The following is a 14,653-nucleotide window of genomic DNA, read 5'->3' on the forward strand; positions in this document are numbered from 1 at the left end:
CTATTTAAACTTACTAGCAAGGGCTGCTAGCTTTGCTCCCATATCTGTACCTTGGGTTTTATCTGAAATTGGAGAAAGGTTTTGATTCCTTTTTTGAGGCAAAACCTTTTCAGCTGTCTTCATGGAAAGACCTATACGACTACGTTTCGCATCCACTTCGGTAACGGTGACCATAACATGCTGTTGTACCTTGACTATTTCATGCGGATCAGAGACGAAGCGATTGGACAATTGGCTTAGATGTACCAAACCATCTTGATGAACACCGATATCGACAAAAGCGCCAAAATTGGTAATATTAGTAACAATACCGGGCAGCTTCATACCTGTACGTAAGTCGGCAATACTGTTCACACCGTCTGTAAAAGAAAATGCTTCAAATTGCTCTCGGGGATCTAATCCTGGCTTGGCCAGCTCCATTAATATATCATTTAACGTGGGCAGTCCTACTTCATCTGTTATGTAAGGTTTCAGATTAATCTGCTTTCTCATTTTCTCATTTCTAATCAAATCGCTTACTTCAACATCTAAGTCTTTCGCCATCTGCTCTACTAGTGCATATCGTTCTGGATGAACCGCAGACCCGTCGAGCGGATGGCTGGCATTCCGTATCCGTAAAAATCCAGCAGCCTGTTCGAAAGCTTTATCACCTAATCGAGGAACCTTCTTCAGATCCCTTCGTGAACTAAATGGGCCATTTTCCTTACGATAGTTAACAATTTGTTGTGCCAAAGAAGGACCTAGTCCAGAAACATAAGACAATATTTCTTTTGAAGCCGTATTTAATTCCACGCCGACAGCATTCACGCAAGACATGACCGTGTCATCCAAGGCAGTTTGCAATTTATTCTGATCGACGTCATGCTGATACTGTCCTACTCCAATAGATTTGGGGTCTATTTTCACCAATTCGGCCAACGGATCCATCAACCTACGGCCTATGGAAACGGCCCCACGAACTGTAATGTCATAATCCGGGAATTCTTCACGTGCGGTCTCCGAGGCAGAATAGATTGAAGCTCCCGATTCATTGACCATCACTAGCATTACATTTTGCAATCCCAGTTTGCGAATAAAATCTTCCGTTTCACGTCCTGCAGTTCCATTACCAACAGCTATAGCTTCTATATCATATTTAGAAATTAGGTGTTTAACTGTCTTCTCTGCTTCCATCAACCCTCCTGAACCTGTATGCGGAAATATGGTCGTATTTTCTAATAGGTTTCCTTGCGCATCCAATACAACAGTCTTACATCCTGTACGAAATCCAGGATCGATAGCCAACAACCGTCTTTGTCCTAGAGGGGCTGCCAATAGTAGTTGTCTTACATTATCTGTAAAAACCTTTATCGCTTCCTGATCTGCTTTTTGACGGGTCAACACGCGAACTTCTGTTTCAATAGAAGGCCTTAACAAACGCTTATACCCATCTAATATCGCTAAACGTACCTGCTTCGCCGCTTCATTATTCCCCTTGATGTAGAAATCATCAATTATTGGTAATGTTAATTCTTCCGAGACTTCAATATCGAAATATAAATATTCTTCCTTCTCACCCCGACGCATTGCCAATACACGATGTGAAGGTGCATCTTTGAGTAATTCTGACCACTCATAATAATCTTTGTACTTCAACGCAGATTCTTCTTTACCTGGTACTACACGCGAGACAAAAGTACCTTTCTCTAAAAATATCTTCCGCATACGTGCGCGTATATCCGCATCCTCAGCAATAATTTCAGCAATAATATCCCTTGCGCCTGCTAATGCTTCTTCGGCTGAAGAAACACCTTTTTCTGCATCGACAAAGCTTATAGCATGATCTTCTAATTCATTTGATTTTTGTTCTAAAAGAACATCGGCCAAAGGTTGTAATCCCTTCTCACGTGCTACTGAAGCTCGGGTCTTACGCTTGGGTTTATACGGCAGATAAATATCTTCTAATTCAGACATCGTTTCTGCAGCTTCGATTTGTTTTTCGAGTTCGGACGTAAGTTTGCCTTGGTCCATTATAGATCTCAAAACCGCATCTTTACGCTTATCCAATTCTCTTAACTGCTGAACGCGGTCACGAACCGACATGATCTGGACTTCGTCTAAACTTCCAGTAAGTTCTTTTCGATAGCGAGAAATAAATGGTACTGTAGCTCCCTCATCTAATAACCCAATTGTGATACTTACCTGCTTGGTAGTAAGTGCCAATTCTTTCGAAATGGTAATCTCGTGTAACATAAAAATTTTAGTAAATCCCTATTGAAAAATAAAGCCGTTGATGGTAATACATCAACAGCTTTAATATATAATTTAATTCGTTATTTTTTTAGGTGTTCTTTATCGAGTCATCTTTCGGCTTCACATTATCGACAGCATCTGTTGTGCCCTCGCTATTTTCTGCTGTATTTTGATTGGCAAAATTATCGTTATAGCCATATTTGTAATATTCCGATTCGTCTACAGGATGCGCTCCCGGATCGTGTTGATAGGTGTTCTCTGGCTGAGTGAATTCGGGAAATTTCTTTTCGGAAACAGCCGCTTCTTGTTCATCTATTACGTCCGAATTTCCCGCTTCTTCAGAAGAAGTCGAGGTATCTTCTGTTTTCTGCGGGGCAACCTTCTTATCCTCTACCGTCACATCTAAATCCTTTTCAAAGTTATTGATCTGATCTGAAATCTCTCTTTTAATTCCTTCAGAAGCGTCTTTAAATTCCCGGATTCCTTTCCCTAAGCCCCGTGCCAATTCGGGTAATTTCTTCCCCCCAAATAATAGTAAAATAACAATTACTATTAACATCATCTCCTGCGTACCAATATTTAAAAATGCTAACGTCGTCATACTTTTAATTACAATTTAACAAGGCTAAGGTAAGCGTATTATTTATTTTACCCAATAGTTTACTGTAAATATTTAGACACAAAAACTTATTAATGGCTCTCCTAGTTTGTAAGTATATCTTTTGTAACTTTGCAGGCTAATTTTAAGGATCATGTTATCAAGTTTGAAGGTAAATAAAAATTATTATCTAAGTACTATCGCGTTAGCAGGTCCTGTGGTCATATCGCAACTGGGGCACACATTGGTTCAAACTGCGGACACCATGATTGTAGGACACTTTGCAGGACGTATTCCTTTAGCAGCTGTTTCTCTGTCCCATTCCTTTTTCATGGTTGTACTGGTAATAGGCATAGGTATTGCCTATGGCCTTACGCCTCTAATAGCACAGGAAAATGGCAAAACAAATAAAGAAGAATGCGCTAAATTACTTTCCAACAGCTTTTGGATAAACTTTTTCACAGGTATAATTCTATTCTGTTGCGTGTACTTTGGTTCTATGGTCGCCATGGATTATGCCGAACAAGATCCAAGGGTCGTAAAAGAGGCCAAGCCCTACTTGTTTTTATTGAGTTTATCCATTTGGCCTTTAATGGTATTCAATACATTCAAACAATTTGCGGAGGGACTAGGGTTCACGAAACAAGCAATGAATATTACCATTTGGGGAAATGTGTTAAATGTGTTAGTTGCCATTATATTAGTAAAAGGGATGTTTGGTTTTGACCCGATGGGAATTCGGGGCGTAGGGTTGGCAACATTAATTGACCGCGTGTTGATGATGATAGTCATGATGACATATGTATTGCGTGCCAAATCTTTCAAATCATATTTGATAAAATTTGACCTGTTCTTTGTACAATGGCAAAGAATTAAAAACATATTACGTATTGGTGCACCCGTAGCTATGCAATACGTATTCGAAATCGGTGCCTTCGCGGGAGCATCGGTAATTGCAGGCCAGATTGGTGCCTTAGAACAAGCATCCCATCAGGTCGCGATCACATTAGCCGCAATGACTTATATGATGGCCAGCGGTATAGCTGCAGCAGCTACAATCAAGACAGGTAACAGTTTTGGGAACAACAAATACGATAGGTTACAGAAATTCGCACGGGTATCCTATCATCTGGTTTTAATCTTTATGGTCGTTACGGCAATAATATTCGCAGTCTTTAATCAATATCTCCCTCGTTTGATCACGACCGATACGGCCGTTATTCAGCTTTCTGCTCAGCTACTAATAATCGCGGGATTGTTTCAGTTGTTTGATGGAACACAGGTTGTGGGTCTAGGAGTTTTACGGGGTATGGGAGATGTGAATATACCAACACTATTCACATTTATCGCTTATTGGATCATTGGACTTCCAATAGGCTACTTTATGGGTGTCAATTTGAGGTGGGGGGTGCAAGGAGTATGGTATGGCTTGACATTGGGTCTGTTGACTTCTTCTTTGTTGCTGTACTTAAGATATAGGTATATCATTAAGCGGCATCTTGTTTTTTAATTACATGCAATTAATGGCACCTTCAACGTGAATCAATGGGCTGAGATAAGCTATATCTAAATTAGCCCCGCGCAACAGGAACCAAACACCCATCAACAGATAAAGAAATGGGATTATTCCTGCGAATTTTATTTTGAAAACACGTTTGGGAAGAGAAGCCGCAAAAGAAAAAATAAGCATTAGCGGCAATGTACCCAAACCGAATAGTACCATGAACCAAAAACTGTTCATCAATCGGTCGGCATTCATTGCTGAAGCCAGCGCCATATATACCATACCACAGGGCAAAATACCATTGAGTATTCCGGTTAAAAAAGCGCCTCCTGGCCTATATAGCCATCTGCCCATTACACGGATAAGAGGTTGTATTGCTTTTGTCTGTAACCGAGCCAGTTGTCTAGAATTTTTACCCAAGAAGTAAAGTAATCCTATTACAATTAGGATGGCTCCCGTAATAACAGAAAATCCTTGTTGCCATTCTTGTAAAGTCGCAAGACTGCCAAGTAGCCCCACTAGCAATCCAATACAGCCGTAGGTTAAAATCCGACCTATTTGATACAGCAGTTTATTGAACGTTTGTCTCCATGAGATTTGCTGACTGCCTTGAATAGCGACAAGAAGTGGCCCACACATTACTGCACAATGTATACTTCCCAATAGCCCCATAAAAAAAGCAAGATAGTGATACGTCATTGTGCGTTACTGTATATTAAAAGACTGATTGGCAACATATTCCTTTCCGCTAGTATCCCAAGAAATCTCTATGTTCCAATTTCCTTTTTGAAAAAAAGTTGTCGGTAGCTTAAAAATATTATTCTCGGTATAAAAAGGCATCTTCTTATCCAAAGAACCATCTGAATTTCTCCGAAAACGCAGGGTACCTCTATTATTTTCCTGCATAAATATAATAATCAATGTATCACTATTAAATTGAATAATAGGTGTTGCCTGGTCGTCTAATACATTTTGTTTACGATTGTAAACCTGATCGTATTTTAGACTTCTCTCATAGTAATCTTCTTCTACTAAGGTATCTGTATCTTGGTTTACCATATAAACTCCGGCCGCTACTATAAATAACATAAAAGCTGCTAAGCTCAAAACAATTTTCATTCCCCAATTCATATGTATCATATATTATAACCTAAGTTCCTGGAGGCGCTATAAAAGTTGTTTTCATTTTCTCGACTACCTTTCCTTCAGAAATTACATTTACGTTAATATTCGTTTTATATTTTGATATATTTGCTCTTTTACCAATCAAAAAGAAACTCATTTTCGCCGTACCATCCTTCTTCAATTTTTCTATTTTATTAACTAATTGTAACTGTAATTCAGGATTTTCAGGCAACAATTCAAAGGAAACATCCTTTCCACTTTTATTCATTAGTTCCAGTGTATACAAGTTGCTGATTGTACCATCCGAACGGGATTGGTAGGTGGTACCTGTTGCACGAAGCAGGGACGTACCAATAAGGGGACGGCTAAATATCATATATCCGAATACCCCCATCAGTAATGCTAAAATAACGGTATAAAATAAAGAGCGGGAGTTGTATTTCTTAAAACTAGCCTTATCGTTTAGCTCTGCCATAGAATAAAATCCGATCAGACGCTTGGGCTTATTTATTTTTTCCATCACGGTATCGCACGCGTCGATACATGCTGTACAATTGACACATTCCAATTGTATGCCGTTGCGTATATCAATCCCTGTGGGACAGACATGAACACATAGTTTACAATCTATGCAATCACCTTTCTGTTTATCCAGATTTCCGTCCTTTTTTAATTTCCCTCGAGACTCACCTCGCTTCTCGTCATAAGCAACCGTAAGACTTCTGTCGTCCAAAAGCACCCCCTGTAACCTTCCATAAGGGCAGATTGTGGTACACACTATCTCCCGAACGTAGGCAAATACCGTATAAAATATGAAAGTAAATATAATAATTGATACAAAACCACCTAAATGCTGATCCACTGGATCTGTCATTATTTGGAACAAAGCGTCGACACCAACAATATAGGCCAAAAAGATATTGGAAATAAAAAATGACACCAACAAAAAGATTACATGTTTCAACATTTTTTTCCAAGCACGTGAATCTGTGTTTGGCCCTTCATTGACTTTCTTTTGTTGTCGCCAATCGCCTTCTATCCAGTATTCTATCCTCCGAAATACCAGTTCCATGAAGATCGTCTGCGGACAAGTCCACCCACACCACACACGGCCATAAACTACTGTAAATAGCACAATAGAGACAAGGACAACTAAACTTCCAAATACAAATATATGTAAATCTTGGGGGTAGAAAATATTTCCAAAAATTGAAAATCTCCGGTCAATGAGATTAAACATCAAGAAGGGGTTACCCCCAATTTTTATAAAAGGGGCGGCAAATAGAAACAACAGCAGACTGTAGCCTACGCCCTGTCTGTAATTATAAAGCTTTCCGGCGGGCTTCTTTGCATATATACGCTGTCGCTTTGCCTTAGGCTGTTGAACTTCTTGCTCTTTTACTATTATTCCCATCGTTGTCCCCCTTCCGTTACTACGCTTATATTAACTATTTAACCACAGTAGAGTCGACACTGGCTTTTCCTGCCGCTACTACTTCATAGACCACTTCTACTCCCTCTGGCGCTTTTGGGTTTGTGGGTTTGCTATCTCTTAATGTTAAGATATAATTACTTACTTCTGCAATCTGTCCTGGAGACAATGTCTGTTCCCAAGGAACCATTCCCTTTTCTGGCACACCGTATTTTACTGTTTTAAAAATATCTTTTATTTCACCTCCATGAAGCCAATTTCTATCTGTCAGATTAGGACCAATAGTACCCTCACCACTATTTCCGTGGCAAGCAGCGCAGTTTGCCATGAAAATAGATTTTCCTGCCGCGGCTTGGGATAGATCAACTGATACCGTATTCTCGTCGATTAAATTGGCAGCTTGGGCTAGATATTCTAGCTTTTGCTTTTCGGCTATAGACATTTCATAATTATATTCTTGTTCTTGTGACAATCCCCAACCAAAAACCTGATATATCAACAAGTATACTACACCGAAGCATACCGTAGAATAAAACAGCGCATTAAACCAAATTGGAACGGGGTTATCTAGCTCCTTAATTCCATCATATTCATGATCGATCTCAATATCTTTTTCTTCTTCAAGAGGCCTCAATCCTAATATGTTATTCCAACTCGTTTTTCTATTTTGTCTAGATTTTATTCTAGAAAGCTCTTTAGTCTCTTTTTCTTGCTTTATGAGCTCTGGCATTGTCAAATCTAAAATTGAGCGCATTGCCTTCTGTACGACTATAGCAGAAGCCAACAGTACAATCATCACAATAATCAGTACTGCTATCAGAATGTCGTTGTATGCATTTCCTGATCCAAATGTCCAATCCGAAACATTTGCAGTTGTATCCGCTATTACCAAAAATAATTTCATAATCTCAATATCTATTCCGTTGAACGATCAATTTCTTCTTCAGGGTCCCCAAATGGAATTTGTTTCATGTAAGATATATGATCCTTTCCCATAAAAAACAACATAAGGCCGACCAAGGCAAAAAAAACAATAAAGATCCAAAGTGATGTGATCAAGTACATCTCATCACCATTTAAATTTGTTATCTGCTTAAACATTTCTTTTGTTTTATTGTAAATACTAGTCTTGCACTACTTGAGTAGATTTTTCTTTTTTAGGTCCAGCTTTAATGTCCGTTCCTAGCCTTTGCAAGTAGGCAATTAATGCAATAATTTCACGATCAGATTTCACTGTCACCTGATTTGTTGCCAGTTCTTTTACGATATATTCGGCCTGCTGTTCAGCAGAAGCTACCGCACCTCCTACGTCTTCATTAGAATAGGGAACTCCTAGTATACGCATAGCATTCATTTTGGCTACTAACGTGCTGTTATCCAGTTTTTGTCCGATCAGCCAAGAGTATGAAGGCATAATACTTCCTGGCGACGTAATGGTCGGATCTAGCATATGGTCAAAATGCCACTTATTCGGATACTTACCGCCAATACGGTGCAAATCTGGACCAGTCCGCTTGGATCCCCATAAGAATGGCATATCATAAACAAATTCACCTGCTTTGCTGTACTCACCATATCTTGCTGTCTCTGACCGAAAAGGTCTGATTGTTTGCGTGTGGCAATTCACACAACCTTCACGGATATACAAATCCCTTCCTTGCAACTCTAAAGCAGTATAGGGTTTTACGCTACTGATCGTCGGAATATTGCTTTGTATAGTAAAGGTTGGTATCATCTCTACGATACCACCTATTAAAATCGCAATTAATGCCAGTACCATAAATAAAATAGGTTTACGTTCCAATCTCCGATGCTGCGAACGTTCATTAACTACTGATGGTGCCAATGAAGGCGCCTCAGCGGCCTCATTAGCCACCAACTTACCTGACTTCATTGTTTTCACCAAGTTATATGTCATTATGATTACACCGGTTAAGTATAGTGCACCACCCAGTGCACGCATCATATGCATTGGAAGGATTTCTAAAGTGGTGGCTAAAAAGTTCGGATATTTCAAAACACCTTCAGGTGTGAATTCTTTCCACATCAAACCTTGAACCACCGCTGCCCAATACATTGGTATAGCATAAAACAAAATACCCAATGTACCTATCCAAAAATGAATATTGGCAAGCTTTTTAGAATACAATTGAGTTTTATAGATGCGAGGTAACAACCAGTACAAAATAGCAAATGTCATAAAACCATTCCAACCTAATGCACCAATGTGCACATGAGCTACAATCCAGTCAGTAAAATGCGCGATAGCATTAACCTGTTTTAAAGAGAGCATTGGTCCTTCGAATGTTGCCATACCGTAACTGGTTAGCGCAACGACCATAAATTTTAAAGTAGGTTCTGTTCGCACTTTATCCCATGCGCCACGTAGCGTTAACAACCCGTTAATCATTCCTCCCCAAGATGGAGCAATTAGCATTATCGAAAATACAACACCCAACGATTGTACCCACCCGGGTAGTGAAGTGTATAGGAGATGGTGCGGACCAGCCCAGATGTAAATAAAGATTAAAGACCAAAAGTGAAGAATACTCAACTTATAGGAATAAACTGGCCTATTAGCCATCTTAGGCAAGAAATAATACATCATTCCTAGAAATGGTGTTGTCAAGAAAAAAGCAACAGCATTATGACCGTACCACCATTGCACTAGCGCATCCTGGACACCAGCATATACGTAAAAACTCTTCCAAATCCCTACTGGTAATTGTATTGAATTTACGATGTGCAGTACTGCCACCGTAACGAAGGTAGCTATATAAAACCATACCGCTACGTACATGTGACGCTCTCGACGTTTAATGATCGTACCAAACATATTGATACCGAATACCACCCAAATAATAGTGATAGCTACGTCAATTGGCCATTCCATCTCTGCATATTCATGCGATGTAGTTAAACCAAGTGGTAATGTAATAGCAGATGCAACAATTATCAGTTGCCATCCCCAAAAATGTATTTTTCCTAATACATCACTAAACATCCTTGCTTTCAACACACGCTGCATAGAATAATATACTCCCATAAAAATAGCGTTGCCCACGAAAGCAAAAATTACAGCATTTGTATGGAGAGGACGAATTCTGCCAAAAGTAGTGTATTGATTAAAGAAGTTCATTTCTGGCCATATCAGTTGGCACGCAATCAGTAAACCAACTGACATACCTATAATACCCCATACAATTGTCGCTATTCCGAAGTCGCGTACAATCTTGTTGTCGTAATTAAATTGCTCTAACTGCATTACTCATCTTTTTTATTTTCAGGAGTAAAAGTAGAAACAATTACATGACATTGTAATGACGTACAGCTTATAAAAATATGACCATTATCATAGTTTTACTAAAGCTATATTACGTAAAAAAGGGCTGGCTTAGAAAAATGTTTCTAAGCCAGCCCTTTTTATATTTACCGTATTAAAATTATCCCTTCGAAATGGTCATATTTTCACTATAACCGTATTTCACCGGATTCTCGATGACTTCCTTAACAGAAATTAACTTATATACATATGACCCTGTTTCAGCGTTAAGACGTAATTCATAGTAGTTATCAACTCCTTGACGACGTAAAGAAGATTTCAGACTTCCTCCCCCAACATTATAAGCCGCAGCAACCAACGTCCAATCGCCAAATTCACTATATAGGTATTTTAAATAACGTGCCGCAGCGTGAGTAGATTTCACAAGGTTTAATCGCTCATCAACTTTTGCATTTACCTTCAATCCAAAAAGTCGTGCAGTCTGAGGCATAAATTGCCAATAACCACCTGCACCTCTATGAGACGTCACACTTACATCCAAACCACTCTCTACCAAGGGAATATATTTAAAATCCTCTGGAATACCGTACGACATTAAGATTTTTGAGATACTTGGTAAATGTTTGTCTGCCTTTTCGTGCAAATAATGAGATTGTTGCTTTTTGAAGGAAAAATTTGAGAGGTATTTACTAAGTTTGCGTTTTACAAAGCTATTATCCAAAGGGGGGCATTCATCTGCGAATGTTATGGTTTTAAAGTAAGCCTCTAATTGTTTTTCCGGTGAGCTCTCTCTTTCCTTGACTTTGCTCACCGCGTAAGCAATTAATTTTTGCTTATATGGATCTTCTATCGATTCCATCTGTGGATTTGAGTATAATTTCGATAATAACATTATCGACAAAATTACACTACTACATAATACTTTCTTTCTGATCATTCACTCCCTTACTGCTATCCTATCCACGATAAATCGATCAAGAAATAGCTTGGTCCAAATTTGAATTGGCAAATATACACACTATTTAGTTAAAAAACAAACACTTACATATTCGGTAATTTTTAAACCACATGAGAATACCTCTAACGGTATCATAAAGGTCAAAAATTCTAAAAAAAATATTAAAATTTTTTTACCAATAATTTGAGTAACTTTGCAGTTCAATTTTATTAAAAATATGCCTTTCAAAAATCAAAGGAACAGTCGCGATGACAACTCCAAAAAACAACGAAACAACTCAGAAAGTTTCAAATCAAAGAGTAGTCAAGGCAAAAAAAGTACTAACACCAGAGGTGATTCGTACACCAAATTTTCTTCTGGAAGCGATGACAAGAACGCTTTCTCTCACTCAAAAAGATCCGGAAAACCCTTCACAAAGAAATTTGAGGATAGAGGTGAAAAAGGTTTCGAGCACAAAGAAGATAAACCACGCAACTTCAAATCATTTTCAAAGACAGATGACAGGGGATTCCCTCCTAGAAAAGGATCTGGAAGATCGTTTGAGAAGAAATTCGAAGATAGAGAAGATAGAGCAAGAGACTTTAGATCTAATTCCAAAAGCGAGGAGAAAAAAACATTTACGCCGCGCAAAGGATCGGGCAGGCCGTTTGAAAAGAAATTCGATGACAAAGCAGGAAAAACGAAAAGTTTTGGATCACCCTCAAGAAATGAAGGCAGGACATCTCCGTCAGGCAGAAAATTTTCTGAACGACCTTATGAGAAAAAAATCGGTGATCATGAAGAATCAAGGGTTGTTGAGAATCAAGAAGAAAGAGAAGATAGATACAAAATACCTGGAAAACGAAAATTTTCTCCTGCTAAAAGACCTGCATCACAACATATTAATGAAGACGACGGCACAATCCGTCTAAATAGATACATATCCAATTCAGGAATTTGTTCAAGACGCAAAGCAGATGAGCTCATTGAGGCAGGGGTCATTTCCGTAAATGGCGAAGTCATCACAGAATTAGGCACAAAGGTAGATCCTGCCAAAGATGAAATCCGCTATAATAATGAGCGTTTAAAGCGTGAAAAAATGGTCTATGTATTACTTAACAAACCAAAAGATTACATCACGACCACAGATGATCCACAAGAACGGAAAACGGTGATGCAACTAGTTTCCAAAGCAACAAAAGAACGTATTTATCCCGTCGGCCGTCTAGACAGAAATACCACAGGATTATTACTTCTTACCAATGATGGTAATTTAGCGGAAAAACTTTCTCATCCTCGTAATAACATTAGCAAAATTTACAACATTGAGTTGGACAAGAATCTAAACCAAGGCGATTTTAATAAAATTGAGTTTGGTCTAGAACTTGAAGATGGCTTGATCAAACCTGATGATATCAGCTATGTACAGGGAGCTAGTAAACGTGAAGTAGGCATCCAGATTCATTCTGGAAAAAATCGTATCGTAAGAAGAATTTTTGAATCCTTAGGCTATGATGTTGTAAAATTAGATCGCGTAGTATACGCTAACTTAACAAAGAAAGATCTCCCTCGTGGAAGGTGGAGGTATCTTGAAGAAAGAGAGTTAATTCAATTAAAACACTTAATCAAATAATCAAAAAGGTGCATTTAAAAATGCACCTTTTTTGTTGCTATGACTTTTCGTATTTTAGTCAAAAATTAAATAATATGACAGATCCAAAAACACTTACCTCCGTAGCCGAGTTCCACAAGACATTTCAACATCCAATACTAGATACACCTACAATTCCTTCAGAAGCTCGTTGTAACTTGCGTATAGCACTAATTGCTGAAGAACTTAAAGAATTAGAAGAGGCAATACAAGCAAAAGACATAGTAGAAATTGCAGATGCCTTATGTGATATTCAATACGTCCTTTCTGGAGCGGTCTTGGAATTTGGACTTAAAGACAAATTCAACTCATTATTTGAAGAAGTTCAACGATCCAATATGAGTAAGGCCTGCAAAGATGAACAGGAAGCTAAAGCTACACAAGCACATTATAAAACGAAAGGTGTAGATAGCTACTATAAAGAGATCGATGGGTTATATTTAGTGTTCAGAGAAGGAGATAACAAAACATTAAAATCTATTAATTATTCCCCAGCGGATATAGCTGCGATTATAAAAGAGTAGACTCCCTAGATCAATTGTGCAATGCTTCTAAAATGGTGAGGGTAGTAATCGCACTGCCCCGCCACCGCTTAATCTCGCATTAAAACACGCTTTCAGTGTTACGAGTCCAACCCAACACCAAATTATTAAATAGTGAATAAACTTCCTTGAACAACGCCTCTTGCTTCGATCCCTTTATCAATATAAGTTTGAATTGCGGATTTCGGATGCCCCCAGTTCGGCGCTATAAGTAATTCCTTATCGGCAATTCCAAAAATACGTTGTATCACGATATCAGACCTTAACAGAGGTATAAACTTCGATAAGAATACGGTATATTCTTCGATCGAGAATAATTTAAATGGTTCTTTTTTGTATTTTGCTCCCATAATTGAGCCTTCCACTATATGCAAATGATGCAGCTTTACAAATTTAATCTGCGGATGCCTATTAATTTCGTCTGCATAACGGAGCATCATTTCCTCCGTCTCCCAAGGAAAACCAAAAATCGTGTGTACACAAATTTCCAAGGGTGAATTTTCGAGCAGCCCCATTATATTTATAAACTCTTCATGAGAACAGCCTCTGTTTATCCGATCTAACGTATCATTATAGATTGATTCCATTCCCATTTCCAAATCTACATCGAACCGATCACAATAGCTTTCCAAAAGCGAAATCTTTTCGGAATCAATACAATCTGGACGTGTGCCTACAGAAAGTCCCAATGTATTTTCTGGGTCTATACTTAACGCTTCATCGTAAAGCAGCTTTAGCATATGCGTCGGTGCATAGGTATTTGTATTGGGTTGGAAATAAATAATAAATTTTTCGGCACCATAACTAGTCCTTGCGCGCTCCATACCATTTTCAATCTGTTCTCTTATTGAAGGAACTTTACGCGCTGTATCAGGTGTAAACGAATCTACATTACAATAGGTACATCCTCCATACCCTTTACTACCATCGCGATTAGGGCAAGTAAAATTACCATCCACGATGACTTTAAAAACCCTTTTCCCATTATATTTCTCTCGCAGGTATGCTCCGTAGTGATTATACGGTTTAATCCCATTATCTAATTGTGTAGCCATTGCAAGCACAAAGATAGATAAATAACAAGGAATTCTGTATAGTTATTTAATCAACAGTATCTATTATGAGTTCTGTTTTGTACCGAATTACAAAACGGAGCTGGGATAGGGGGGAATATAGAAATATAGGTTACAAAAAAAGCCCTTACTGTTTCCAGCAAGGGCTTTGTATAAAAAAAGGCACCGACCTACTCTCCCACCTGTTACGGCAATACCATCGGCTCTGGCGGGCTTGACTGCTCTGTTCGGAATGGGAAGAGGTAGACACCGCCGATATAGGCACCTGAAGATCTT

Annotated in this window: 13 protein-coding genes and 1 rRNA gene; 3 read left to right on the forward strand and 11 right to left on the reverse strand. The window is 38.6% G+C overall.

The features are described 5' to 3' along the window. On the reverse strand, nt 1-2,232 hold the full coding sequence (locus FAZ19_RS22850; RefSeq protein ID WP_136823097.1) for a Tex family protein: 2,232 nt from the start codon (nt 2,230-2,232) through the stop codon (nt 1-3). Nucleotides 2,233-2,320: 88 nt separating this feature from the next. Beyond that, a complete protein-coding gene (locus tag FAZ19_RS24405) occupies nt 2,321-2,833 on the reverse strand; it encodes a Sec-independent protein translocase subunit TatA/TatB (protein ID WP_136823098.1) in 513 nt (170 codons plus the stop codon). A 151-nt stretch (nt 2,834-2,984) separates the two neighbouring features. Between FAZ19_RS24405 and FAZ19_RS22860 the strand changes: the two genes are divergently transcribed. Next, entirely contained in the window at nt 2,985-4,340 is a 1,356-nt protein-coding gene (locus FAZ19_RS22860; RefSeq protein ID WP_136823099.1) for an MATE family efflux transporter, read from the forward strand. On the opposite strand, the gene FAZ19_RS22865 is transcribed toward FAZ19_RS22860, so the two are convergent. From FAZ19_RS22865 to FAZ19_RS22895, 7 genes are all read right to left on the reverse strand, one after another. Beyond that, a complete protein-coding gene (locus tag FAZ19_RS22865; protein ID WP_136823100.1) occupies nt 4,341-5,033 on the reverse strand; it encodes a sulfite exporter TauE/SafE family protein in 693 nt (230 codons plus the stop codon). It abuts the gene before it with no gap. Between the two features lie 6 nt (nt 5,034-5,039). Next, entirely contained in the window at nt 5,040-5,474 is a 435-nt protein-coding gene (locus FAZ19_RS22870; RefSeq protein ID WP_244927465.1) for a FixH family protein, read from the reverse strand. Between the two features lie 10 nt (nt 5,475-5,484). After that, entirely contained in the window at nt 5,485-6,873 is a 1,389-nt protein-coding gene (ccoG, locus tag FAZ19_RS22875) for a cytochrome c oxidase accessory protein CcoG (RefSeq protein WP_136823101.1), read from the reverse strand. 34 nt (nt 6,874-6,907) lie between these two features. After that, the gene (locus FAZ19_RS22880) at nt 6,908-7,795 is read right to left on the reverse strand and encodes a cbb3-type cytochrome c oxidase N-terminal domain-containing protein (RefSeq protein WP_136823102.1); all 888 of its coding nucleotides are present in this window, start codon (nt 7,793-7,795) and stop codon (nt 6,908-6,910) included. Nucleotides 7,796-7,806: 11 nt separating this feature from the next. After that, nucleotides 7,807-7,992 (reverse strand): hypothetical protein, encoded by a 186-nt coding sequence (locus FAZ19_RS22885; protein ID WP_136823103.1) that lies wholly within the window; start codon nt 7,990-7,992, stop codon nt 7,807-7,809. Between the two features lie 22 nt (nt 7,993-8,014). Beyond that, nucleotides 8,015-10,156, reverse strand: a complete 2,142-nt coding sequence (gene ccoN, locus FAZ19_RS22890) for a cytochrome-c oxidase, cbb3-type subunit I (RefSeq protein WP_136823104.1) — start codon at nt 10,154-10,156, stop codon at nt 8,015-8,017. 178 nt (nt 10,157-10,334) lie between these two features. Beyond that, nucleotides 10,335-11,033 carry a lytic transglycosylase domain-containing protein gene (locus FAZ19_RS22895; RefSeq protein WP_229707682.1) on the reverse strand — a complete coding sequence of 233 codons (699 nt, stop codon included), beginning with the start codon at nt 11,031-11,033 and terminating at the stop codon, nt 10,335-10,337. Nucleotides 11,034-11,349: 316 nt separating this feature from the next. Between FAZ19_RS22895 and FAZ19_RS22900 the strand changes: the two genes are divergently transcribed. Both FAZ19_RS22900 and FAZ19_RS22905 read left to right on the forward strand, forming a co-directional pair. Beyond that, on the forward strand, nt 11,350-12,744 hold the full coding sequence (locus tag FAZ19_RS22900; RefSeq protein ID WP_136823106.1) for a pseudouridine synthase: 1,395 nt from the start codon (nt 11,350-11,352) through the stop codon (nt 12,742-12,744). Between the two features lie 74 nt (nt 12,745-12,818). Further along, complete coding sequence (locus tag FAZ19_RS22905; protein WP_136823107.1) at nt 12,819-13,286, forward strand: pyrophosphohydrolase domain-containing protein; 468 nt, start codon at nt 12,819-12,821, stop codon at nt 13,284-13,286. Between the two features lie 125 nt (nt 13,287-13,411). Here FAZ19_RS22905 and FAZ19_RS22910 read toward each other — a convergent pair whose 3' ends face one another. Next, nucleotides 13,412-14,359, reverse strand: a complete 948-nt coding sequence (locus tag FAZ19_RS22910; RefSeq protein ID WP_136823108.1) for a TIGR01212 family radical SAM protein — start codon at nt 14,357-14,359, stop codon at nt 13,412-13,414. Between the two features lie 175 nt (nt 14,360-14,534). Next, a 5S ribosomal RNA gene (gene rrf, locus FAZ19_RS22915) occupies nt 14,535-14,646 on the reverse strand. Nucleotides 14,647-14,653: the final 7 nt, after the last annotated feature.

The sequence above is a fragment of the Sphingobacterium alkalisoli genome, from assembly GCF_005049105.1.
Lineage (GTDB): Bacteria > Bacteroidota > Bacteroidia > Sphingobacteriales > Sphingobacteriaceae > Sphingobacterium > Sphingobacterium alkalisoli.